This window comes from Streptomyces sp. NPDC059989 (assembly GCF_042736975.1).
Taxonomy (GTDB): domain Bacteria; phylum Actinomycetota; class Actinomycetes; order Streptomycetales; family Streptomycetaceae; genus Streptomyces.
Window position 1 is genome coordinate 1 of the sequence record NZ_JBHWUO010000043.1, and the last position, 22,939, is coordinate 22,939.

Below are 22,939 nucleotides of genomic sequence, written 5' to 3' on the forward strand. Positions count from 1 at the left end.
GCCCCCACCCGGGGCTCCGCCCCCGACCCCGATACGTGCGCTCCGCGCCCGTGCCCTCAAACGCCGGGCGGGCTGAAATCAGCCCCGCCGGCGTTTGAGGCGCGGGGGTCCGGGGGCGGAGCCCCCGCGGGGTCCGGGGCGGAGCCCCGGGAGCGGCGACCGGGCGGCTAGCCCGCGTTGGTGTCCACGACCACGGTCCGCTCGGCCGCGGTCTTGCCGCGCAGGGCCTTGCCGAGGGCGCCGGCGATGTCCTGCGGGGTGACCGCGGTCTTGGCGCCGGTGCCGCGGGTGATGGTGATCCCGTCGAAGGTGTTCCCGTAGGTCTCCTTCAGGGCCTCCAGGTCGAATTTCTCGACGAGGTGCCCGTCCACCGCCTGCATGCTGAGGATCTTCGGCAGGGACTTGCTGCCGAAGGCGATGGACTTGCTGCCGACCTTGACGACGGCGTTGGCGGACATCGCGGGCTCGGCGAACTCCTTCATCGCCCGGGTCAGTTCGGCCTCGTCGATGACCGGTGCCTTGGTGGTGACCGGCAGCTCGATCACGGCCGCCTTGCCGGTGGCGACCATGTCGCGGAAGGCCTTGGTGACCTGGTCGGCGGAGGCGTCGGCGTCGAGGGTGGTGCCGGGGGTGCCCGGGACGGCCACGGCCTTGCCCGTGTCGAACTTGATCGTGCCCTCGGTGGCCGTACCGGCGGTGCCGGCCAGCTCCTGGAGCGCGACCTGGAGCTTCTCCTCGTCGACGGGCATCACGGCGTCGGCCGTGCGCTCGTTGCCCAGGAGGGAGCCGATGACGGTGATCGGGTTGTAGTCGCTGCCGGCCGCGTTGCGGACGGTGGTCTGGGTGTCCAGGGTCAGGCCGGCCTTCTCGGGCTTCAGCTCGACCTGCTTGCCGCCGACGCTGAGCTGGAGCGGGGCGGTGGCGCGGGTGCCGAAGGCCGTCTGGAGCTTGGTGACGGCCTCGTCGCGGCTGCCGCTGATGTCGACGTCGAGCACGGTGGTGCCCTTGGGGACGTCGGAGTGGTTCAGGAGCAGCCCGGCGCCGTAGGCCACGCCGACGAGGGCCACCAGGGCGCCGCCGAGGAGGACCAGCTTGGAGCGGCCCTTCTTGGCGGGCTTGGCGGTGGCCTTCTGCTGCGCGGGGACCGGGCGGGGGGACGGGGGCCCCGGCTGGGGCCGGGAGGCCCCGGACACGGGGGGCCGCACCGAGGCCGGTCCGGGGCCGGGCATCTCGGGTCCGGGCCAGCGCGGCGCCTCGTCGGGGTGGGCGCCGACGGGGCCGGTCCCGTAGCCGGGGCCGCCCGTGGGGCCGGCGGGGCCCGTGGGGCCCACGGGGGTGCCGCCGGGCGGGGTGCCGTAGACGGGGAACGCCTCGGTGACGGGGCCGGCGTCGTCCTGGCCGCCGGAGCCGTACGCCGGGAAGCCCTGGGTCGAGCCGACACCGGGGCCGCCGGGGACACCGGGGTGCGGGGCCGCGGGGGCGCCGGGCTGGGCGTAGCCCTGGCCGTAGTCGGAGGCCGGCGGGGCGGGGGTGCGCACGGGCGGGGCGAAGCCCGCGCCGGGTCCGGCCGGAGGCCGGGGGGCGCCCATCCGGGTGCCGGGGGCCGGAGCCGGAGGCCCGGCAGGGCCCGCTCCCGGTCCGGGAACCGGAGCCGCGCCCATGCCCATGCCCGGCGCCGGAGAAGGCGCGGGCGGCGGTGTGGGCGCGGGCGCCGGGGCGGCCGTCTTGCGCGGGGCGAACCAGTTGCTGGCGGGCTCCTCGGCCCCGGCCTGGCCGCCCTGCTCGCGGGCCGGCTCCGGCTCGGCCTGGATCCGCGTCGGCAGGGGCTTCGGCCGCTGCGCGAGCGGCGGCTCGGACGCCCGCCCCGGGCCGTAGGCCGACTCGGGCGTCGGCGCGGGCCCTTGCTGCGCCGTCGGGCCCGCCTCGGGCTCGGCACTCGGCGAGCCCGAGTTGCTGCCCACGGCCTTGCGGACGACCACCGGCGGGATGGGCCGCGAACCCGGGATGTTGATCCGGATCCGGGTCGTCAGGGTGGTCTCGGTCTTGGGCCCGTCGGAATCGGGCGTGGACGGCTTCGAGGTCACAGCGTTCTCCTCCGGGGTGTTCGCCGCAGCGTCCGTGGACGGGTACTGGCCGGTTCCATACGGCGGTGTACCCGAGGGGTAGGCGGCTCCACCGCGCCCCTGGGGCCCGGAGGACGAACTGTCAGTTTCACGACTCAAGGCAGGTTCTCCCGGTTGGCTCCGCCGCCCGTCATACCGTGCGCGGGCAGCTCGGCGGCCCGTCCACCATACTGGCCGCCGCCCGTGCGCAACTGACCCCCGGGAATCAGGGGTTCCTCATCACCCCCGCCGGGCGGCGTGCGAGCGCCCCCCGAGCCCCCCGCGCGCCCCCCTGGGCCGGTCCCCCGACGGGGTCCGACACCACGTCACTTGGCGGGCCGGGCGGCCGAAACCGGTCGATCCAACGGCCCACGCATCGTGGCGCACATCACAGCGAAGACCGTTCCCCCCAAAAGGTATGCGTACATACCGATTCCGGACGAACTGAGCAGGAAGTCCCCCTCGGGGCGCGGAAGGCTGAGCACCACGTACGAGAGGAACCACCCGGCCGCGGCGCCGCCCACCCCGAGCCCGACCCCGAGGGCGATCCGCCCTCCGAGGAACAGCCCGAGGACGGCGAGCAGCCCGAGCACGAGGCCGCCGGGGAACCACAGGTCCACCACCAGCCAGCCGGCGGCGCCGGTCAGCGCGCCCGCGACCAGCAGTCCGAGACAGGCGGCGATCCGCCCGGGCGTCAGCGCCTCGCTCATGCCGCCACCCCCGCGAAGAGGTCGTGCTCGCGCTCGCCCGCCGGTACGCCCGGGTGGCCCGCGACGAGTTCGTAGTACTCCCGGGAGAACAGCGGCTGCGCCAGGTCGTTGGAGAGGGCGAAGAAGGGCCCGTCCACGGCGATCTGGGTGGCGTGGGCGCGCATGGCGGCCGCCTTCGCCGCCACGAGCTCCTCCGGGGCGTCGATCTCGGCGGTGATCCGCTCGTCGGCGACGACCCCGGGCACGTCCTGCGGCGAGGCCAGCCCCGGGAAGGGCGCGTCGGCCCCTGCCGCGCGCAGCTTGGCGAAGCCCTCCTCGACCACCGAGAGGGGCACGCGGTTCCAGTAGACCTTCCCGATCGCGTGTGGCTCGCCGAGGTCGCGCCGGTACGCGGATTCCGCGGCCAGTTCGGCGGCGCGCATGGCGACGCGGTGGGCCTGGATGTGGTCGGGGTGGCCGTAGCCGCCGTCCGGGTCGTAGGTGACGAGCACCTGCGGGCGCACCTCGCGGATCACCTCCACGAGGTACGCGGCGGCCTCGTCCACGTCGGCGGACCAGAAGGCCTCCGGGCGGTGGTTCTGCGGGGCGCCCATCATCCCGGAGTCCCGGAAGCGGCCGGGGCCGCCGAGGAACCGGTGGTCGGTGACGCCCAGTTCGGCCATCGCGGCGGCGAGTTCGCCGACGCGGTGGGGGCCGAGCGCGTCGTCGCGGCCGGCCGCCAGGTGGGCGAGCCCGGGCGGGATGACCTCCCCCTCCTCACCGAGGGTGCAGGTCACCAGGGTGACGTGGGCGCCCTCGGCCGCGTACTTGGCCATGGTGACGCCGTTGTTGATCGACTCGTCGTCCGGGTGCGCGTGCACGAGGAGCAGACGACGGGCGGGAAGACCGTTCATGGGGCCAGCCTAGGGGGTGCCTGGGCGGTCAGGCCGGATCAGGGAGCGGCGGCCGGTGCGTGCGATGGCAAGGCCGAGGAGGGAGTCGACGCGTGGGGGCACCTCCCAGCGGTAGCTGGGGGAGTCGGCGACCGACGAGAACGCGGCCAGCGTGCGTGCCGGCCGCCGCGAGCCCGGCCTGACCGCCCAGGCACCCCCTCCGGAGGCTGGGTCAGAACTTGAGTCCACTGATCATGCTGGCCACGTTGGACGTCAGCTGGCTCAGGGTCGGGGCGATGGTGGAACTCGCCAGGTAGAAACCGAGGAGCACACAGACCACCGCGTGTCCCGCCTTCAGGCCCGACCTGCGGACCAGCAGGAATACGATGATCGCCAGCAGCACCACGGCCGAGATCGAGAGTGCCACGGCGTTTCACCTCCACGTCGAGCGGACATCGGTACGCGTATCAGTGCTCGGCGAGAGTCATACCCACCGTGCGCTACGGATCATAACTTTCCGTGCCAGCGCATCGATCGAAATCCGGCAGCACGAGGGGCGCACGCCGCGCACGGACAGGGTCACGGGGAGGGCCGGCCGGAGGTCTGTACGCCCCTCCGGCCGGCTGTCGGCACCCGCACGGCCGCACGTCACCCAGGCTGCATGCCCCAGATCTCGGGGCAGAAACGGTCAAGTTGCCCCCGTGTAAACGGCATTGAGCCGCATTGAGCGGCATATCCACGGGTGGCGAAAAATAATCGGTCCGTCATTCCTTGGTCAGCGGGGTCGGCGGCGGGCCCGGCGGCGGCTCCGAGGGCGGGACCACCTGCTTCTCCGCCGCGAAGTGGCAGGACGAGGGGTGGGCCGCCGGACCCGACGGGAAGACCGCCGGGACCGCCAGCAACGGCACCTCCACCACGCACCGCTCCTGCGCCTTCCAGCAGCGCGTGCGGAAGGGGCAGCCCGACGGCGGGTTGGCCGGGGAGGGCACGTCGCCGGAGAGGATGATCCGCTCGCGGTGGGCGCGGGCCTCCGGGTCGGGCACCGGCACGGCCGAAAGCAGCGCCTGCGTGTACGGGTGGGTGGGGTGGTCGTAGATCTGGGTGTCCGAGCCGATCTCGACGATCCGGCCCAGGTACATGACCCCGACCCGGTCGGAGATGTGCCGCACGATCGACAGGTCGTGCGCGATGAACACGTACGACAGGTCGAAGTCGTTCTGGAGCCGCTCCAGCAGGTTGATCACCTGGGCCTGGACGGAGACGTCCAGCGCGGAGACCGGCTCGTCGGCGACGATGATCTCGGGCCGCAGGGCCAGGCCGCGGGCGATGCCGATGCGCTGGCGCTGGCCGCCGGAGAACTGGTGCGGATAGCGGTTGATGTATTCGGGGTTGAGGCCGACGACGTCCAGCAGCTCCTGGACCTTGCGCCGCCGGTCGCCCTTCGGGGCGACCTCGGGGTGGATCTCGTACGGCTCCCCGATGATGTCGCCGACCGTCATGCGCGGGTTCAGCGAGGTGTACGGGTCCTGGAACACCATCTGGATGTTGCGGCGCACCGCCTTCAGGGCGCGCCCGGACAGCTTGGTGATGTCCTCGCCCTTGTACGAGATCGCGCCCGCCGTCGGCCGTTCCAGGTTGACCAGCATCTTGGCCACGGTGGACTTCCCGCAGCCGGACTCGCCGACGATGCCGAGCGTTTCGCCGGCGCGCAGGTCGAAGGAGACCCCGTCGACGGCCTTGACCGCGCCGACCTGCTTGCGGAAGACGATGCCCTGGGTCAGCGGGTAGTGCTTGACGAGGTCCTTCACTTCGAGAAGGGACTCAGCCATGGAGGCACTCCTTCCAGAAGTGGCAGGCGCTGGTCCGGGGCACCGGCGACTCGGTCACCTCGTAGAGCGGCGGGACGTCCGTACGGCAGACGGCCTGCCCAATCGGGCAGCGCGGATTGAAGGCGCAGCCGGGCGGGATGGCGAGGAGGTTCGGCGGCAGGCCCTTGATGGCGTACAGCTCCTGGCCCTTCTGGTCGAGCCGCGGGATGGAGTCCAGCAGACCGCGCGTGTACGGGTGCGCGGGCGCCTTGTAGATCTCGTGGACGGGGGCCGCCTCGACGATCCGGCCCGCATACATGACGGCGATCTTGTCGGCCACGTCCGCGACGACGCCCAGGTCGTGGGTGATCAGGATGAGGCCCATGTTGAGCTCCCGCTGGAGCTCGGCCAGCAGGTCCATCACCTGGGCCTGGACGGTGACGTCCAGGGCCGTGGTGGGCTCGTCGGCGATGATCAGCGAGGGCTCCAGGGCCAGCGCCATCGCGATCATGATGCGCTGGCGCATGCCGCCCGAGAACTGGTGCGGGTAGTCCCCCACCCGCTGCTTGGCCGCCGGGATCTTCACCCGGTCCATCAGCTCGACGGCCTTGGCCTTGGCCTCCTTGCGGGAGGTCCCGCGGTGGACCTCGTACATCTCGCCGAGCTGCGCGCCCACGCTCAGCACGGGGTTCAGGGAGGAGAGCGCGTCCTGGAAGATCATGGCCATGTCGGCCCCGCGGATCTTGCGGCGCTCGTCCTCCTTCATCTTCAGCAGGTCCCGGCCCTTGAAGAGGATCTCGCCGCCCGCGATCCGGCCGGGCGGCATGTCGAGGATGCCCATGACCGCCTGCGCGGTCACCGACTTGCCGGAGCCGGACTCGCCGAGCACGGCGAGGGTCTCGCCCTCGTCCACCGAGTAGTCGACGCCGTTGACCGCCTTCGCGACTCCGTCGCGCGTCTTGAATTCCACGTGCAGGTCGCGGACTTCGAGCAGCATGTGCGGGGCTCCTCAGCGCAGCTTGGGGTCGAGGGCGTCGCGCACCGCGTCGCCGAGCATGATGAAGGCGAGCACGGTCAGGCTCAGCGCGCCGGCCGGATAGAGCAGCATGTGCGGGGCGTTGCGGATCTGCGAGGCCGCGTTGGAGATGTCGATGCCCCAGGAGACCGTGGGCGGGCGCAGGCCGACGCCGAGGAAGGACAGGGTGGCCTCCAGGGCGATGTAGGTGCCGAGCGCGATGGTGGCGACGACGATGACGGGGGCGACGGCGTTCGGCGCCACGTGCCGCATCAGCATCCGGCCGTTGCCCGCGCCGAGCGCCCGGGCGGCCTGGACGTAGTCGTTCTGTTTGGCGGTGATCACCGAGCCGCGGGCGATGCGGGCGAGCTGGGGCCAGCCAAGCAGCACGATGAAGCCGACGACGGGCCAGACGGTGGTGCTGGTGACCACGGACAGGAAGACCAGGCCGCCGAGGATGACCGGGATGCCGAAGAAGATGTCGGCGACCCGGGACAGCAGCGCGTCGCCCCAGCCGCCGAAGAAGCCGGCGAGCCCGCCGAGCGCGGAGCCGAGCAGGGCGGCGCCGAGGGTGGCGCAGACTCCGACGGTGATGGAGGCGCGGGCGCCGTAGACGGTACGGGTGTACACGTCGCAGCCCTGGGTGTCGTAGCCGAAGGGGTGGCCGGGGGCGGAGCCCTGCTGGGATTTGGACAGCTCGCAGTGCAGGGGGTCGCCGCTGGCGATGAGCTGGGGCCAGATGGCGATGATCACGAGGAAGAGGATCATCAGCGAGGAGACGATGAAGACGGGGTTGCGCCGCAGCTGGTGCCAGGCGTCGGACCACAGCGAGCGGGCCCGTCCGCCGGAGGCGGCTGATGGATACAGCTCGGAGGGGCCGGGGCCGCCCGGCGCGCCGTGGACCTTCTCGATGCCCTCGACGCTCTCGGCCTCTTCCAGGGCAAGATCCATGGCTCCGCCCTGACCGGTGGGGGACATCGCCTCGCGCGGGCGGGGGCCGACGGGGTCGTAGCCGCCGGGGCCCTCGGAACGCTCGGGACGCTCGGGGTCGGGCTCAGGCATAACGGATCCTCGGGTCCAGGACCGCGTAGAGCAGGTCGACGAGCAGGTTCGCCAGCAGGAAGACGATGACGAGGATGGTCACGAAGCCGACGACCGTGGGCGAGTTGTTGCGCAGGATGCCCTGGTAGAGCTGGTAGCCGACGCCGTGGATGTTGAAGATCCGCTCGGTGACGATCGCGCCGCCCATGAGGGCGCCGATGTCGGTGCCGATGAAGGTGACCACCGGGATCAGGGAGTTGCGCAGCAGGTGGCGGGTGATGACCCGGCGGCGCGGAAGGCCCTTGGCGACGGCGGTGCGGACGTAGTCGGCCTTGACGTTCTCGGCGATGGAGGTCCGCGTGAGCCGGGTGACGTAGGCGAGGGAGACCAGCGCGAGCACGATGCCGGGCAGGATCAGCTCGTTGAAGGGGGCGTCCGGGGAGACCGTGGGACGCACCCAGCCCCATTTGACGCCGAAGACGAACTGCAGCAGGTAGCCCGTCACGAACGTGGGCACCGAGATGACCACGAGCGTGAGCACCAGTACGGAGGTGTCGATGGCCTTGCCGCGGCGCAGGCCGCTGATCACGCCCAGGGTGATGCCGACGAGGATCTCGATGAGGATCGCGACGACGGTCAGGCGCAGGGTGACGGGGAAGGCCGAGGCCATCAGCTCGGTGACCGGCTGGCCGTTGAAGGCGGTCCCGAAGTCGCCCTGGAAGATCTGGCCCATGTAGTGGAGGTACTGCTCCCACAGGGGGCGGTCGAGGTAGAGGTCCTTGCGGATGCGCGCGGCGGTGGCGGGGTCGGGGGCCTTGTCTCCGAAGAGGGCCGCGACCGGGTCGCCGAGCGCGTACACCATGAAGAAGATCAGGAACGTGCTGCCGATGAACACCGGGATCATCTGGAGCAGCCGCCGGATCACATAACGTCCCATGGACTGCTCCAGGATCGATCCGTCGGAGGGGTCAGCTGACCTTGATCTCGTTGTAGACCGGGACGCTGAACTGGTTCAGCGCGACGTCGGAGATCCGCTCGGAGTGCCCGGCGCTGCCGTTCTGGTACCAGAGCGGGATGGAGGGCATCTGCTCGGCGAGGATCTTCTCGGCGTCCTGGAACTTCGCGATGGCCTTGGCGGCGTCACTCTCCTGGTTGGCCTCGTCGACGAGCTTGTCGAAGTCCGGGTTGCTGAACTTGCCGTAGTTGGAGGAGGCGCCCGTGTAGTACAGCGGCTGCAGGAAGTTCTGGATCAGCGGGTAGTCGGCCTGCCAGCCGGAGCGGAAGGGGCCGGTCAGCTTGAAGGCGCTCTGCTGGTTGCGGAAGTCCGCGAAGGTGCCGATGGGGTTGACCGTGCAGACCGGCCCCTCCTTCAGCGCGTTGTTGATGCTGTTGCAGACGGCGTCCATCCAGTCGCGGTGCGAGCCGGTGTCCACGTTGGACGTCAGGGTGACCTTGCCGCCGGGCAGCCCGCCGGCCTCCTGGATGAGCTTCTTGGCCGCCTCGGGATCGAACGTGCAGGCGTCGCCGCAGAGCGTGGCGTTGAAGCCGCCCTTCTCGCCGAGGGCGGGCGAGGTCCAGTCCTTGGCCGGGGTGCGGGTGTCCCGGAAGATCTGCTTGGTGATCTCGTCGCGGTTGATCGCCATCGAGATGCCGCGGCGGACCTTCTCCGTGCCCTCCTTGCTCCACTGGGGGTCGTACAGCGGGAAGGTGAGGGTCTGGATGATGAGGGCCGGCTGGTTGATGTACCGGTCGCCGAGGTCGTTCTGCACGTTCTTCAGCTGCTGCGCCGGCACGTCGTCGACGAGGTCGAGGTTGCCGGAGATCAGGTCGGTGTAGGCGGTGTTGTTGTCCGTGTAGACCTTGAGGTCCACGCCGCCGTTCTGCGCCTTGTCCTCACCGGGGTACGCGTCCCACTTGCGCAGCTTCATGCCGGTGCCCTTGGTGTACGAGTCCACCGTGTACGGGCCGTTGCCGATCGGCTTGGCGAGCCAGCCGGAGTGGTCGGTGAAGAAGGCCTTGGGCAGGGGGGAGAAGGCCTGGTAGCCGAGGGTCTCGGGCCAGGTGGAGAACTTCGACTTCAGGGCGACCGTGAAGGTTTTGGGGTCCTTGACGACCAGGCCGGACATCGTCTTCGACTTGGGCTCGCCGGAGGCCGGGTGCACGTCCGCGTAGCCGACGATGTCCGAGAAGAACGGGGAGTTGTTCTGCTTGTTGCGCACGTCCGCCGCGTAGTTCCATGCGTCCACGAAGGACTGGGCGGTGACCGGCTCGTCGTTGCTGAACTTCCAGCCGTCCTTCAGCGTGATCGTGAAGTTCTGGCTGTCGGTCGTCTCGATCTTCTCCGCGAGGAAGTTGTTCGCCTCGCCGGTCTTGGGGTCGTACCGCTTCAGGCCCCGGAAGAGCATGTCGAGGACCTTGCCGCCCTGCACCTCGTTGGTGTTGGCGGGCTCCAGCGGGTTCTGCGGGTCACCCCACGAGGAGCTGACGATCCCCGCGTCGCCACCGCCTCCGCCGCTGTCGCTTCCGCCGCCGCAGGCCGTCGCCGCGAGGGCGACGACCATTGCACATGCGGCCCACTTGGCGTGGGTGGCTCCGCGCATGGAGTGCCTCCTAGGGATCCCAAGACTCGCTTGGGGTCACTGTCACCCCAAGTGAGGGATCACACACTCCCGGTTGGCCCAATTGCGCCCGCGCGTCACGAGCCTTTCACCCCTCCGAGTGCAAAGGCAGCTCCCAGGTGTCCACCGCGTAGTGCAGGCGCATGCCGTGCGCCTCGTAGAGCGCGAGTGCGCCGGTTTCGTTGGCGGTGTCCACGCCCAGGCCGACGGTGTCGCGGCCGCGGGCCGCGTAGGCGGCGAAGCCGTGGCGCAGCAGGAAGCCTCCGATGCCGCGGCCGCGCAGGTCCTGCCGTACGCCGATGTGGCTCATCCAGCCCATGCTCGTACGGTCGTCCCGGGTGAGCAGCACGGCCACGTCGCCCTCGCCGGGCAGGGAGGCGATCCATACGAGGGACCAGTCGAGCTTGCGGGCGTCGAGGTGGTCGAGCCAGGGCTCGTACGCGCGCTCCACGTGGCCGAAGTGGGCCGCGAAGGTCTCCTCGACCAGGGCGTGGGCCCGGCGGCGGTCGGCCTCGTCGGTGCCGCAGTGGCGCAGGGTGAGTCCGGCGGGAGGGGCCGGGGGGAGGTCGGTGGCCGGGGCGAGGGCGCGGGTCATGACCTGGTAGCGGCGGACGGTGCGGTAGCCGCGCGCGGTGAGCAGGGAGAGGTCGAGGGTGGGTTTGATGTTGAGCTGGAGCCGCAGTCGGCCCTGCGCGGCCCCGGCGGCCAGTTCGCGGGCCCGGGCCTCCATGAGCTCCAGCAGCCGGACGGCGGCCTGCGGGTGGTCGGGCAGGACGTAGTGGTCGCCGTCGACGCGGCCCGGCCCGGAGTCCGTCCAGACGAGGGCGTAGGCCACGAGCCGGCCGTCCTGGAAGGCGAGCCAGGAGTCGGTGGCCAGGTCGACTTCGGGGTGGTTGAGGTCCGCTTCGACGGTGCCGAGGTCGGTTTCGGGACGGCCGATCTCGATCACGTCGACGGCGTTGAGCAGGGCGCAGATGTCGGACGCGTCCCCGGGCCCGGCGGGTCGGACGGTCAGCGGGTACGTTTCTCGCATCCGCTCACTGTCACGGGGCTCGGCCTGTCCGCGCAACTCCCTTTCGGGCAGCGCCTCTCCGTCCGATCTTGAGCCTCGCCGGCGATTGAGGCGCGGGGGCTCGGGGGCGGAGCCCCCGCGACGGCGCCGCACCCGCGGCCCCCGCTCCCCCGCAGGGGAAACGCCAGGGCGCCCGGGCCGGATGGTGATCCGGTCCGGGCGCCCTGGTGACGTACGGCGGGGGTCAGACGGCCAGAACGGCCCTCTCCTCCGCGAAGTGGCACGCCGACTCGTGCGCGGCCGGGGTGTTCACACCCTGGAAGCGCGTCGGGATCGCCAGCAGCGGCTCCTCCGTGGCGCACTTGTCCTGCGCCTTCCAGCAGCGGGTGCGGAAGCGGCAGCCCGACGGCGGGTTGGCCGGGGACGGCACGTCACCGGTGAGGATGATCCGGTCGCGGCCCTCGCGGGCGTCCGGGTCCGGCACCGGCACGGCGGAGAGCAGCGCCTGGGTGTACGGGTGGGTGGGGTGGTCGTAGATCTCGGCGTCGGAGCCGATCTCGGCCATCTTGCCCAGGTACATGACGCCCACGCGGTCCGAGATGTGCCGGACGATCGAGAGGTCGTGCGCGATGAAGAGGTAGGACAGGTTGAACTCGTCCTGGAGCTTCCCCATCAGGTTGATGACCTGCGCCTGCACCGACACGTCGAGCGCGGAGACCGGCTCGTCGCAGATGATGATCTCCGGGTTGAGCGCGAGGCCGCGGGCGATGCCGATGCGCTGGCGCTGGCCGCCGGAGAACTGGTGCGGGTAGCGGTTGATGTACTCCGGGTTGAGGCCCACGACGTCCAGGAGCTCCTGGACCTTGCGGCGCCGGTCGCCCTTGGGAGCCACCTCGGGGTGGATCTCGTACGGCTCGCCGATGATGTCGCCGACCGTCATGCGCGGGTTCAGCGAGGTGTACGGGTCCTGGAACACCATCTGGATGTTGCGGCGGACGGCCTTGAGGGCCTTGCCGGTCAGCTTGGTGATGTCCTGGCCCTTGTAGAAGACCTCGCCGGCCGTGGCCGTCTCCAGGCTCATCAGCAGCTTGGCGACGGTGGACTTGCCACAGCCGGACTCGCCGACGATGCCGAGGGTCTCGCCCTGGTACAGGTCGAAGGAGACCCCGTCGACGGCCTTGACCGCGCCGACCTGCTTCTTGAACAGGATTCCCTGGGTCAGCGGGAAGTGCTTGACCAGGTTGCGCACCTGGAGGATCGGCTCGCCCTTGGGCTTGGTGAGCTCAGCCATGGATCTGCTCCTTCCAGAAGTGGCACGCGCTGCCGCGGCCGGGCAGCTCGGTGCCGTCCTGCTCGGTCACCTGGTGCAGGACGGGAACGTCCGTGCGGCAGATGTCCTGTGCCATGGGGCAGCGCGGGTTGAAGGCGCAGCCCGAGGGGATGTTGAGCAGGTTGGGCGGCAGGCCCTTGATCGCGTAGAGCTCCTGGCCCTTCTGGTCCAGGCGCGGGATCGAGTCGAGCAGGCCGCGGGTGTACGGGTGCGCGGGGCGCTTGTAGATCTCGTGGACCGGGGCGTTCTCGACGATCCGGCCGCCGTACATGACGGCGATCTTGTCCGCGACGTCGGCGACGACGCCGAGGTCGTGGGTGATCAGGATCAGGCCCATGTTCATCTCGCGCTGGAGCTCCGCGAGCAGGTCCATGACCTGGGCCTGGACCGTCACGTCGAGAGCCGTGGTGGGCTCGTCGGCGATGATCAGGTCGGGCTCCAGGGCCATCGCCATGGCGATCATGATGCGCTGGCGCATACCGCCGGAGAACTGGTGCGGGTAGTCGCCCACGCGCGCCTTGGCGGCGGGGATCTTCACCCGGTCCATGAGCTCGACGGCCTTGGCCGTGGCGTCCTTCTTGGAGAGCCCGCGGTGCACGCGGAACATCTCGCCGAGCTGGGCGCCGACGGTGTGCACCGGGTTCAGCGAGGACAGCGCGTCCTGGAAGATCATGGCGATCTTCTGGCCGCGGACCTTGCGGAACTCCTCGGCGGGGAGCTTGAGCAGGTCGGTGCCCTGGAACAGGATCTCGCCGGACGGGATCTTGCCCGGGGGCATGTCGAGGATGCCCATGATGGCCTGCGCCGTCACGGACTTGCCCGAGCCGGACTCGCCGAGGACGGCGAGGGTCTCGCCGGCGTTCACGGAGTACGAGACACCGTTGACGGCCTTGGCGACACCGTCGCGGGTGTGGAACTCGACGTGCAGGTCGCGCACTTCGAGCAGGGGGGTCCCCTCCGGCGCCGAACGGGGCGCGGGGACGTTCGAGGTCTTGTCGATGATGGTCAACGTACGCCCTTCCTCAGCGCAGCTTCGGGTCGAGGGCGTCGCGCACCGCGTCGCCGACCATGATGAACGCGAGCACGGTGATGCTCAGCGCGGCGGCCGGGAAGAGGAGCACGTGAGGTGCCTGGAGCCAGCGGTCCTTGGCGTCGCTGACCATCAGGCCCCAGGAGATCTCCGGCGACTGGACGCCGATGCCGAGGAACGACAGGGCCGCCTCGGCGGAGATGTACACACCGAGGCTGATCGCGCCGACCACGATGACGGGGGCGACGGCGTTCGGCAGGATGTGCCGCAGGGTGATGCGCAGCGTGCCGGCGCCGAGGGCGCGGGCGGCCATCACGTAGTCGTTGTTCTTGTTCTGCAGCACCGAGGACCGCATGATGCGGAAGATCTGCGGCCAGCCGAGGGTGGCCAGCACGACCGCGACCGTCCAAGCGTTGCCCTTGCCGAGGCCCGACATGATCAGCATGCCGCCGAGGAGCAGCGGGATGGCGAAGAAGATCTCGGTGAAGCGGGACAGGATGCTGTCCACGAAGCCTCCGGCCCAGCCGGCCAGCAGGCCGAGCAGACCGCCGACGACCAGCACCAGGGTGGTGGTGACGACACCGACGATGACCGAGTTCTGGGCGGCCCAGATGGTGCGGGTGTAGACGTCGCAGCCCTGGATGTCGAAGCCGAACCAGTGGTCGCCGCTCGGCGGCTTCAGGGAGTCCTGCAGCGTGCAGGCGCCGGCCGTGAACGGGCTCCCGTCGGTGAACCATCCGGGGACGGCCGACAGGACCAGCAGGAACAGCACCACTGCGGCGCCGATCAGGAAGATGGGGTTGCGGCGCAGGTCCGAGACGGCGTCCGACCAGAGGCTGGCCTCGCGGTCCTTCTTGGGCTTCTTGCCCGCGCCCTTGGCGACCGTGCCGCTCGCGGAGGGAGCTCCGGCGGTCTGGGTGTCGGTCAACTCATCACCCACCGTAGTTGTGTCACGCATAGCGGATCCTCGGGTCGAGCACGGCGTAGAGCATGTCCACGATCAGGTTGGCGACGAGATACACGATGATCAGGAGCGAGACGACGCCCACGATCACGGTGCCTTCCTTGCGGTAGACCGATTCGGCCAGCAGGCCGCCGATCCCGTGGATGTTGAAGATCTTCTCCGTGATGACCGCGCCGCCCATCAGCGAGCCGAGGTCGGCGCCGAGGAAGGTGACGATCGGGATGAGCGCGTTGCGCAGCGCGTGGTTCACGACGACGCGGCGGCGCGGCAGGCCCTTGGCGGTCGCGGTGCGCACGTAGTCGGACCGCATCGTCTCCATGAGGCTGGTACGGGTCAGTCGTGCCACGTACGCCAGCGAGGTGGAGGCGAGCACCAGCGCCGGGATGAGGTACGCGATGAGCCCGTCGTTCTCGTTGAAGGAGACCGGGAACCAGTCGATGCCCCACTCGGTCTTCAACTTCACGCCGAGGGCCAGCTGGAGCACGAAGCCGCTGACGAAGACGGGGATGGAGATGACCAGCAGCGTCGAGAGGAGTACGAGCTGGTCGAGGAACTTGCCGCGGCGCAGCGCGGCCATGATGCCGGCCACCACGCCGACGACGGCCTCGATCAGGAAGGACATGAGGGCGAGGTTCACCGTGTACGGGAAGGCTTCGGTGATCTTGTCCCAGACGGAGCGTCCGGTCAGGGTCTCGCCGAAGTTCCCCTGGAACAGATTGGAGATGTAGTTCCAGTACTGCAGCAGGAAGGAGTCGTCGAGGTGGTACTTCTCGCGCAGCATCGCCGCGACGATCGGGTCTGCCTTCTTCTCGCCGGCCAGTGCCTGAATCGGGTCACCGGGGAGCTTGAAGGACAGCCAGTAGATGAGGAACGTGGCACCGATCAGAACAGGGATCGCCTGTATGAGTCGGCGGATGAGGTAGCGGCCCATCAGACCTCCAACAGAAGAGCAGGGGTAAGGGGCAGACAGGCGGAATGATGTCTTCCGCCTGTCCGCCCCCGGATTCCCTTGGTGAAGAGGGGTGTTAGTTGAGCTCGACCTTGGCCAGGTCCATGCGGCCCTGGGCGTCGACCTCGACGTTCTTCACGGTCTTGGAGTAGGCCGAAGAAGACATGTAGGTGAAGACCGGGATGTACGGCAGGTCCTTGACGAGGATGTCGTCGGCCTGCTGGTACAGCTTCTGGCCCGCAGCCGCGTCCGGGGCCTTGTCGGCCTCGGAGAGGAGCTTCTCGAAGTCCTCGTTCACGTAGTGCCCGTAGTTGGAGCCGTTCTCGATCGCGACCTTCGAGAAGATCGGACGGAGGTAGTTCTCCATGGCCGGGTAGTCCATGACCCAGCCCATACGGAAGGCGCCCTTGTACTTCGAGGCACCCAGGTCGTCCAGCATCTCGCCGAACTTGGTGAACGGCTTGGCGGTGACCTCGATGCCGAGGTTCGTCTTCAGCTGGTTCGCGACGGCCTCGATCCACTCCTTGTGGCCGCCGTCGGCGTTGTAGCCGAGCTCGATCTTGTTGCCGGGGACGCCGCCCGCCTGGGTGAAGAGTTCCTTCGCCTTGGTCGGGTTGTACGTGCCGGCCTCGCCGAGCGCACCCTTGCGGTAGCCCGGGATGATCGGGCTGACGAAGTCGTCGGCCGGCTTACGGGTGTTGTTGAAGATCGTCTTGGTGATCGCGTCCCGGTCGATGGCCATCGAGATGGCCTTGCGGATCTCGACCTTGCCGAACGCCTCGGGGTTCTGCGCGAGCGGCAGGCCGATGTAGCCGACGCCGGACTCGGGCTTGTAGATGTAGCGGTCGCCGAACTCCTGCGAGACGCTGGCCATCGCGGAGACGGGGAGCTTGTCCGTGATCTGGATGGTGTCGGCGCGAAGGTCGTTGTACGCCGTGTCCAGGTTGTCGTAGATCCGGAAGGTGACGCCCTCGAGCTTGGCGCGACCCTCGGCCGGGTACTTGTCGTACCGCTTGACCTTGATCTGCTTGTTGTGCTCCCAGGCGCCGTCCATCTGGAAGGGGCCGTTGCCGATCGGCTTCTCGCCGAAGGCCTTCGGGTCCGCCTCGAACGCCTTCGGCAGCGGGTAGAAGGCGTTGTAGCCGAGCATCGTCTTGAACTGCGAGAAGGCTTCCTTCAGCGTGACGGTGAAGGTCATCTCGTCGACGATCTTGAGGCCCTTGAGCTCCTTGGCCGTGGGCTTCTTGTCCTTGCCCGGGGCCAGCTCGTCGGCGCCCTCGATCTTCGAGAAGAACGGCATGCCCTCGGCCGCGTTCTCCTGGTTGGCGCCCCAGTTCCAGGCACGGACGAACGACTGCGCGTCGAGCTTCTCGCCGTTGTGGAAGGTGAAGCCGTCCTTGACCTTGATGGTCCAGGTCTTCGAGTCGGTCGTGGTGATCGACTCGGCGGCCGCCAGCTGGACGTCGTTGGTCTTGTTGTCGTACGAGACCAGCGCGGTGAAGACCGCGTTCAGGACCTCGGCGCCCTCGGACTCGGCGGTGTTCTGGCCCACCAGTCCGTGCTGGGGCTCACCGAGCTGCACGGTGATGTTGCCGCCGCCGCTCTTGGCGTCGTCCTTGCCGGTACCACAAGCCGTGGCCGCCATCGCCACGATGACGGCACCCACGACCCACTTGGCGCTCGTTGCTCCGCGCATGGGTAACTGCCTCCTCAGGAGTCACTGTCGATACGTGAAGGGCCCGGCGCCCGCTGACACCCCTGACAGCGAATTCCGGCCCCATCGTGTGTGCTCGTGAGTCGGCGCTCCCCACAGCGCGTGACCCATTGACCCGAGCTCAATGGAGCCATCCTCAGGGACGCCCAGACCGTAAACCACACTTAAGTGGTCTCGTTTTCACAACATCACCGCATGTCGAAAACCCGAAATCCGGACAAACGGATAGGAGACAGACACGTGCGAAACGGACGGTTAGCTCACCTTCCGGAGTGTCACGGTCGGTATGCGGACACCAGAACGCAATAATCCGCTTGACAAAAGCGAACAGCCCCTCCCGTCACGGACTCCGTGACGGGAGGGGCTGCTGCGTTCTGTGATGATCCGGCCAACCCGGCCGCCGCCCTAGCGGCGACTGGGAGGGAACCGGGTACTACTTGGCGGACTTGGCGCGCGACGCGGTGCGCGAGCGCTCCTTCTGGTCCAGGACGACCTTGCGGATGCGGACGGCCTCCGGGGTCACCTCGACGCACTCGTCGTCGCGGCAGAACTCCAGGGACTGCTCCAGGGAGAGCCTGCGCGGCGGCACCACGTTCTCGGTGTTGTCCGCGGAAGCCGCACGCATGTTGGTGAGCTTCTTCTCCTTGGTGATGTTCACGTCCATGTCGTCGGCGCGCGAGTTCTCGCCGACGATCATGCCCTCGTACACCTCGGTGCCGGGCTCGGTGAACAGGACGCCGCGCTCCTGCAGGTTGATCATCGCGAACGGCGTGACCGAACCGGAGCGGTCGGCGACCAGCGAACCGTTGTTACGGGTGACCAGCTGGCCGAACCACGGCTCGTGGCCCTCGTGGATCGAGTGGGCGATACCCGTACCGCGGGTGTTCGTCAGGAACTCCGTACGGAAGCCGATGAGGCCGCGGGACGGGACGACGAACTCCATGCGGACCCAGCCGGAGCCGTGGTTCGACATGTTGTCCATGCGGCCCTTGCGGACGCCCATGAGCTGCGTGACCGCGCCCATGTGCTCCTCGGGGACGTCGACCGTCATGCGCTCGACCGGCTCGTGCACCTTGCCGTCGATCTCCTGCGTGACCACCTGCGGCTTGCCGATGGTCAGCTCGAAGCCCTCGCGGCGCATCTGCTCGACCAGGATGGCGAGCGCGAGCTCACCACGGCCCTGGACCTCCCAGGCGTCCGGGCGCTCGGTGTCGAGCACGCGGAGCGAGACGTTACCGATCAGCTCGCGGTCGAGGCGGTCCTTGACCTGGCGCGCGGTGACCTTGCGGTCCTTGACGGCGGACTTGGCGTCCGCGCCCTTGCCCGTGCCGCCGCGGCCGACCATCGGGGAGGTGTTCGTACCGATGGTCATGGAGATCGCCGGCTCGTCCACCGAGATCAGCGGCAGGGCGATCGGGTTCTCCGGGTCGGCCAGGGTCTCGCCGATCATGATGTCGGGGAAACCGGCGACCGCGCAGATGTCACCCGGGCCCGCCACCTCGGCCGGCTTGCGGGTGAGCGCCTCGGTCATCATCAGCTCGGTGATGCGGACGTTCGACATCGTGCCGTCACGCTTGATCCAGGTGACGGTCTGGCCCTTGCGCAGCTCGCCCTGCTCGACGCGGACCAGGGCGATGCGGCCCAGGAAGTTGTCGGCGTCCAGGTTGGTGACGTGGGCCTGCAGCGGCGCCTCGTCGTCGTACACCGGGGCCGGCACGTGGGCCAGGATGGTGGAGAAGAACGGCTCCAGGCTGTCGCTGTCCGCGGGGACGGTGCCGTCCTCCGGCTTGGTCAGCGAGGCGACGCCGTCACGGCCACAGGCGTAGACGATCGGGAACTCGATCTGCTCCTCGGTGGCGTCCAGGTCCAGGAAGAGGTCGTACGTGTCGTTGACGACCTCGTCGATCCGGGAGTCCGGGCGGTCCGTCTTGTTGATGCAGAGGATGACCGGCATGTTCGCCTGCAGGGCCTTGCGCAGGACGAAGCGGGTCTGGGGCAGCGGACCCTCGGAGGCGTCCACCAGCAGAACGACGGCGTCCACCATCGACAGACCGCGCTCGACCTCACCACCGAAGTCGGCGTGGCCGGGGGTGTCGATGATGTTGATCGTGATGGGCGCCCCGCCGTCCTTGGGGTGGTACTTCACCGCCGTGTTCTTGGCGAGGATCGTGATGCCCTTCTCACGCTCCAGGTCGTTCGAGTCCATCATGCGGTCGTCGAGGTGCTGGTGGGCGGCGAAGGCACCGGCCTGCTTGAGCATGGCATCGACGATGGTCGTCTTGCCATGGTCGACGTGGGCGACGATGGCGACGTTACGGATGTCGTGGCGCGTGGGCACTTCGGCGCTTCTCCCGGGATAGTGGATGGCGTCGCGTACGGTCCGGCACGCTCGCCTCGGCCGGGCGAAAACCTGCCACGGCCTTACCCCATGGTACGTCGCGCAGCGGGAACCGCCTGCCGGGGGGTCTGTCAAGAGGCCGGACGAATGAGTGCGGGCCCGTGCGGGGTGGGGTGCACGGGCCCGATCCTGCGGGAGATTCATGTGGGCCAATGGGTACCCACGACCCTGCCCGCCGGAGCTCCGGCGGGCAAGGGACTTGAGTCACATCTGAGGTTTTGAATCCTCCCCGTCCGGAGGGAAGGGGATTCCTGACTCACGCCGCCTGACGCCCACGGCGGGACACCAGGTCTTCCACGATCAACGCCAGCCGGGTTGAAACCAGCCCGGGCTACACGTTGCGTAATCTAACACGAGCGGTGCGTAGCGACGCCACTACTTCTTCTTGTCCTTGGCGGTCGGCGGCTTCTTCCAGCCGATGTCCTGGTAGCGGGGGGCGCCGAGGCCGAAGGCGCCCGCGTTGGCCAGGGCCGGCTTGACCGCCACCAGCTCCGGGCGCTGGTAGAGCGGGACCGAGCCCGCGGCGGCCCAGATCCGGGCGTCCGCCTTGCGCATCAGCTCCCGGGACTGCTTCTCGTCCAGCTCGCCGACCGCCTGGTCGAAGAGCTGGTCGATGTGGTCGGTGCCGACCCGGGTGTAGTTCTGTTCGACGAGGAGCGAGCCGTCCGCGGCCGGCTCCGGCTTGGCGAAGATCGGCCGGGCGTCGGTGGCGGGGTAGGCGGTCGCCGGCCAGGAGTAGAGGGCCAGGTCGTACTGGCCCGAGGCGATGTGGTCCTTGAAGAAGCTCTCGTCGGCCACCTTGGTGATCTCGGTGCTGACGCCGACCTTGTGGAGCATCTGGGCGATCCGCTCGCCGACGCTGCGCAGGGCCTCCGAACCGGGGCCCGCCGGGAGGACGAAGCGCAGGCTGAGCGCCTTGCCGTCCTTGGCGAGCATGGAGCCCGAGGTGCGGACGGCCTGCTTGGCCGGGGGCGCGGAGGGCTTGGCGGGGTCGGCCCCGTCGCCGTCGCGGGCCGGGCTGCGCTTGCCGTCGTCCACGGAGCCCGCGGCGCCCACCGCGCCCGCGGCGGCGGCCTGGGCCAGCAGGGAGGCCTGCTGCCGGGCCGCGAAGGGGGCGGGGGCCAGCACCGGGGAGGGCAGGCCCTGGGCCGCCCTCACAGCGAAGGCGTCGGCGTCGACGATCTCGCCGTCGGGGCCGTTCACCGGGATCCCGGCCAGGACCCCGTCGCCGCTGTGCCCCTCGGGGCCCTCGGGGCGGCTGCCGTGCGTGCCGCCGTGGTCGCCGTTGCGCTCGTCGTCCTGGCCCACGATGTAGAGGCCGTCGTTGCCGGTGCCCGGGCCGGACGGGGTCTTCGCGTCGTCCTGCGCGCCCTCCGCGCTCTCCGGGCCGGCCTTGGCTCCCGGCGGCTCGGTCAGCTTGCCGCCGCGGCGCCAGCCCGCGTCCGCGAGGAGGGCCTGGGCCGCCTGGGTGTCCTGGCCGCCGAGGGCGTCGCTGTTGTCGGCGTACGCCTGCTGCCCGGCCAGCGCGAGGTGGCTGCCGACCGGCTTCGCGGGGAGGCCGAGCGGCTTCAGGACGATCTCGGCCAGCGCCTTGCGGTCCAGGGCCCGGGCCACCGCGCGGCGCACCCGCTCGTCGGACAGCGGGCCGGAGGCCCCGTTCATGGCGAGCTGGGTGTAGGCCGGCTCCAGGGACTTGCGCACGGTGAAGGTCCGCAGGGCGTCCTGCTCGGCGGCGTACCGTTTCACCGCGTCGGTGTGCTTCTGCCGGGTCTCTTTCTCGGCGGTGGCCTTGGCCTCGTCCGCCCCGAAGGCGACGGCCCAGGACAGCGTGGCCTGCGCCGGGGTCATCGCGGCGCCCGGACCGTGCGCCGGGGCCCCGCCCGAGCCCGATCCGCCCTTGCGTGCCGCGTCCCGGCGGGCCAGCGCGATCCGGTCGGCGCCCGCGCGGTCGATCTCCGCCAGATCGAGCTTCCCGGCCGCCAGCGCGGCCGGGCGCTCGGCCCGCGGCACCGCCGTCAGCACCATCGTGTCCAGCTTGGCCGGCTGGCCCCACCAGCGCGGATTGCGGGTCAGGGCGGCGGTTCCGCCCTTCTTGTCGATCGCTCCGAGGCCGAAGGGCCCGGCGGTGACCTTGAGGGCTCCGCGGGCCCCCTCGTTGAAGGCGTCCGGGGTGCCCATGACCTGCTTGGGGTAGAGCGGGGTGAAGAGCGAGCGCCAGTCCGCGTACGGCTTGGCGAAGGTGATCTTGACCTCCAGGTCGGTCTTGCCCCGCTCGATCTTCTCGATGCGCTCGTAACCGGCGTTGCGGGCCGTCCAGTACGCCGAGTCCTTGCCGTTCAGGGCCCGCCACTGGGCGACGAAGTCGGCCGCGCCGACCTCCCGGCCGTCGCTCCACACCGCCTGCTGGTTCAGCTTGTACAGGACGACCTGCTTGGGCTCCCGCTCGACGACCTCGGCCTTCTCCAGGTAGTCGGGATTGGCCACCGGCCGTCCCTTGGCGTCCAGCACGAACAGCTGTGGCAGCACGGCCCCGGCGATCCGGTTGGTGGTGCCGTCCGCGTCGGCCTGGAAGGTGTTCAAGGTCTCCGGCAGGCTGTCCACCGCCCAGCGCAGCACACCCCCGTCGGCGACCTGGTCGCGGGCCGTCGTCGCGATGTCCTGGCCGGCGGCTACCGGGCCGCCCTCGTCCTCACCCGCGCCGCAGCCCGTGAGGAGCGGCAGTGCGAGGACTCCCGAGGTCAGGAGCGCCAAGGACCTGCGCCTTCTCTGGGACATGGGTGGTACCTCCGGGGCGGGGCGTGGGGGAAGCATGATCACGTTCGGCGGTATATGGAGCTGATCACACCGGTTGCCGGAACCCACTGAAAACGACGCGCGGCCACACCCCCCGCAGCCGCCCCGCGCCACGCCGCCAACCCCACCCGTGCGGACCAATCCCACTTGCGCGCCGGAGGGCGTTCCCCCGGGAGAGGGATGAGAATGGGGGGCAGGGAGGGGCGCACGTTTCACGCCTGCGCGCCTGCAATCGCTGCACGTCCCTTCACACGGGGGACGGGAAGCGCGACACTCGCAGGCGCACATGAGCGTTGCCACCGCACCCGCGGAAGTGAGGGCAAATCATGTCCCTGCAAGACGATCTGAGCGCCGTACGGCGCAACCTGGACGAGCTGACGCGCAAGGTCGAGCAGCTGGAACAGCAGGCCAAGCGCCAGAAGCCGGGCCCGGCCACGGCGCCGGACCCGTCCCGGATGGTGACCATCCCGGACACCCCCTACGACAACGCGCTGTGGACGGACACCGACGACGAGGGCCTGGGCGCACGCGACCGCCGAGCTCCCTGACCCCGGCAGCCGCCCCCGCGCAGCCATCCGACGCC

18 protein-coding genes are annotated in these 22,939 nt (G+C 69.9%); 1 reads left to right on the forward strand and 17 read right to left on the reverse strand.

The window, feature by feature from the left end; all coding sequences use genetic code 11:
• Positions 1-167: 167 nt before the first annotated feature.
• From ACFWBN_RS29750 to ACFWBN_RS29830, 17 genes are all read right to left on the reverse strand, one after another.
• Positions 168-2,084, reverse strand: a complete 1,917-nt coding sequence (locus ACFWBN_RS29750; RefSeq protein WP_385181459.1) for a hypothetical protein — start codon at positions 2,082-2,084, stop codon at positions 168-170.
• A 344-nt stretch (positions 2,085-2,428) separates the two neighbouring features.
• Entirely contained in the window at positions 2,429-2,812 is a 384-nt protein-coding gene (locus ACFWBN_RS29755) for a DUF6113 family protein (protein ID WP_385181462.1), read from the reverse strand.
• Positions 2,809-3,705: an N-acetyl-1-D-myo-inositol-2-amino-2-deoxy-alpha-D-glucopyranoside deacetylase gene (gene mshB, locus ACFWBN_RS29760; RefSeq protein ID WP_385181464.1), complete on the reverse strand. Its 897-nt coding sequence runs from the start codon at positions 3,703-3,705 to the stop codon at positions 2,809-2,811. Before mshB ends, ACFWBN_RS29755 begins: the two co-directional genes overlap by 4 nt.
• A gap of 211 nt (positions 3,706-3,916) precedes the next feature.
• Entirely contained in the window at positions 3,917-4,111 is a 195-nt protein-coding gene (locus tag ACFWBN_RS29765; protein ID WP_385181467.1) for a hypothetical protein, read from the reverse strand.
• A gap of 337 nt (positions 4,112-4,448) precedes the next feature.
• Positions 4,449-5,513 carry an ABC transporter ATP-binding protein gene (locus ACFWBN_RS29770; RefSeq protein ID WP_385181470.1) on the reverse strand — a complete coding sequence of 355 codons (1,065 nt, stop codon included), beginning with the start codon at positions 5,511-5,513 and terminating at the stop codon, positions 4,449-4,451.
• Complete coding sequence (locus tag ACFWBN_RS29775; protein WP_385181473.1) at positions 5,506-6,489, reverse strand: ABC transporter ATP-binding protein; 984 nt, start codon at positions 6,487-6,489, stop codon at positions 5,506-5,508. Before ACFWBN_RS29775 ends, ACFWBN_RS29770 begins: the two co-directional genes overlap by 8 nt.
• A gap of 12 nt (positions 6,490-6,501) precedes the next feature.
• A complete protein-coding gene (locus tag ACFWBN_RS29780) occupies positions 6,502-7,569 on the reverse strand; it encodes an ABC transporter permease (RefSeq protein WP_385181475.1) in 1,068 nt (355 codons plus the stop codon).
• Positions 7,562-8,485 (reverse strand): ABC transporter permease, encoded by a 924-nt coding sequence (locus tag ACFWBN_RS29785; RefSeq protein WP_385181479.1) that lies wholly within the window; start codon positions 8,483-8,485, stop codon positions 7,562-7,564. The genes ACFWBN_RS29780 and ACFWBN_RS29785 overlap by 8 nt, the downstream gene beginning before the upstream one ends.
• A 31-nt stretch (positions 8,486-8,516) precedes the next feature.
• A complete protein-coding gene (locus ACFWBN_RS29790; RefSeq protein ID WP_385181482.1) occupies positions 8,517-10,148 on the reverse strand; it encodes an ABC transporter substrate-binding protein in 1,632 nt (543 codons plus the stop codon).
• Positions 10,149-10,254: 106 nt separating this feature from the next.
• The gene (locus ACFWBN_RS29795) at positions 10,255-11,199 is read right to left on the reverse strand and encodes a GNAT family N-acetyltransferase (RefSeq protein WP_385181485.1); all 945 of its coding nucleotides are present in this window, start codon (positions 11,197-11,199) and stop codon (positions 10,255-10,257) included.
• A 223-nt stretch (positions 11,200-11,422) separates the two neighbouring features.
• Entirely contained in the window at positions 11,423-12,469 is a 1,047-nt protein-coding gene (locus ACFWBN_RS29800; RefSeq protein WP_385181488.1) for an ABC transporter ATP-binding protein, read from the reverse strand.
• Positions 12,462-13,517, reverse strand: coding sequence for an ABC transporter ATP-binding protein (locus ACFWBN_RS29805; protein WP_385181491.1), 1,056 nt, complete (start codon positions 13,515-13,517; stop codon positions 12,462-12,464). The genes ACFWBN_RS29800 and ACFWBN_RS29805 overlap by 8 nt, the downstream gene beginning before the upstream one ends.
• Positions 13,518-13,530: 13 nt before the next feature.
• Positions 13,531-14,496 (reverse strand): ABC transporter permease, encoded by a 966-nt coding sequence (locus ACFWBN_RS29810; protein WP_385181494.1) that lies wholly within the window; start codon positions 14,494-14,496, stop codon positions 13,531-13,533.
• Entirely contained in the window at positions 14,489-15,433 is a 945-nt protein-coding gene (locus tag ACFWBN_RS29815; RefSeq protein ID WP_385181497.1) for an ABC transporter permease, read from the reverse strand. Before ACFWBN_RS29815 ends, ACFWBN_RS29810 begins: the two co-directional genes overlap by 8 nt.
• Positions 15,434-15,527: 94 nt before the next feature.
• On the reverse strand, positions 15,528-17,147 hold the full coding sequence (locus tag ACFWBN_RS29820; RefSeq protein WP_385181500.1) for an ABC transporter substrate-binding protein: 1,620 nt from the start codon (positions 17,145-17,147) through the stop codon (positions 15,528-15,530).
• Positions 17,148-17,598: 451 nt separating this feature from the next.
• Entirely contained in the window at positions 17,599-19,503 is a 1,905-nt protein-coding gene (gene typA / locus ACFWBN_RS29825) for a translational GTPase TypA (protein ID WP_385181503.1), read from the reverse strand.
• A 435-nt stretch (positions 19,504-19,938) separates the two neighbouring features.
• Positions 19,939-22,338 (reverse strand): ABC transporter family substrate-binding protein, encoded by a 2,400-nt coding sequence (locus ACFWBN_RS29830; RefSeq protein ID WP_385181506.1) that lies wholly within the window; start codon positions 22,336-22,338, stop codon positions 19,939-19,941.
• Between the two features lie 344 nt (positions 22,339-22,682).
• Here ACFWBN_RS29830 and ACFWBN_RS29835 point away from each other — a divergent pair, with 344 nt between their 5' ends.
• On the forward strand, positions 22,683-22,904 hold the full coding sequence (locus ACFWBN_RS29835) for a hypothetical protein (RefSeq protein WP_385181509.1): 222 nt from the start codon (positions 22,683-22,685) through the stop codon (positions 22,902-22,904).
• The last annotated feature ends 35 nt before the right edge of the window (positions 22,905-22,939 follow it).

Coding starts and splice junctions, on each gene's coding strand:
- ACFWBN_RS29755 (WP_385181462.1), bottom strand. CDS start 2,812: ATGAGCGAGGCGCTGACGCCCGGGCGGATCGCCGCCTGTCTCGGACTG.
- mshB (WP_385181464.1), bottom strand. CDS start 3,705: ATGAACGGTCTTCCCGCCCGTCGTCTGCTCCTCGTGCACGCGCACCCG.
- ACFWBN_RS29770 (WP_385181470.1), bottom strand. CDS start 5,513: ATGGCTGAGTCCCTTCTCGAAGTGAAGGACCTCGTCAAGCACTACCCG.
- ACFWBN_RS29775 (WP_385181473.1), bottom strand. CDS start 6,489: ATGCTGCTCGAAGTCCGCGACCTGCACGTGGAATTCAAGACGCGCGAC.
- ACFWBN_RS29780 (WP_385181475.1), bottom strand. CDS start 7,569: ATGCCTGAGCCCGACCCCGAGCGTCCCGAGCGTTCCGAGGGCCCCGGC.
- ACFWBN_RS29785 (WP_385181479.1), bottom strand. CDS start 8,485: ATGGGACGTTATGTGATCCGGCGGCTGCTCCAGATGATCCCGGTGTTC.
- ACFWBN_RS29790 (WP_385181482.1), bottom strand. CDS start 10,148: ATGCGCGGAGCCACCCACGCCAAGTGGGCCGCATGTGCAATGGTCGTC.
- ACFWBN_RS29795 (WP_385181485.1), bottom strand. CDS start 11,199: ATGCGAGAAACGTACCCGCTGACCGTCCGACCCGCCGGGCCCGGGGAC.
- ACFWBN_RS29800 (WP_385181488.1), bottom strand. CDS start 12,469: ATGGCTGAGCTCACCAAGCCCAAGGGCGAGCCGATCCTCCAGGTGCGC.
- ACFWBN_RS29810 (WP_385181494.1), bottom strand. CDS start 14,496: ATGCGTGACACAACTACGGTGGGTGATGAGTTGACCGACACCCAGACC.
- ACFWBN_RS29815 (WP_385181497.1), bottom strand. CDS start 15,433: ATGGGCCGCTACCTCATCCGCCGACTCATACAGGCGATCCCTGTTCTG.
- ACFWBN_RS29820 (WP_385181500.1), bottom strand. CDS start 17,147: ATGCGCGGAGCAACGAGCGCCAAGTGGGTCGTGGGTGCCGTCATCGTG.
- ACFWBN_RS29830 (WP_385181506.1), bottom strand. CDS start 22,338: ATGTCCCAGAGAAGGCGCAGGTCCTTGGCGCTCCTGACCTCGGGAGTC.
- ACFWBN_RS29835 (WP_385181509.1), top strand. CDS start 22,683: ATGTCCCTGCAAGACGATCTGAGCGCCGTACGGCGCAACCTGGACGAG.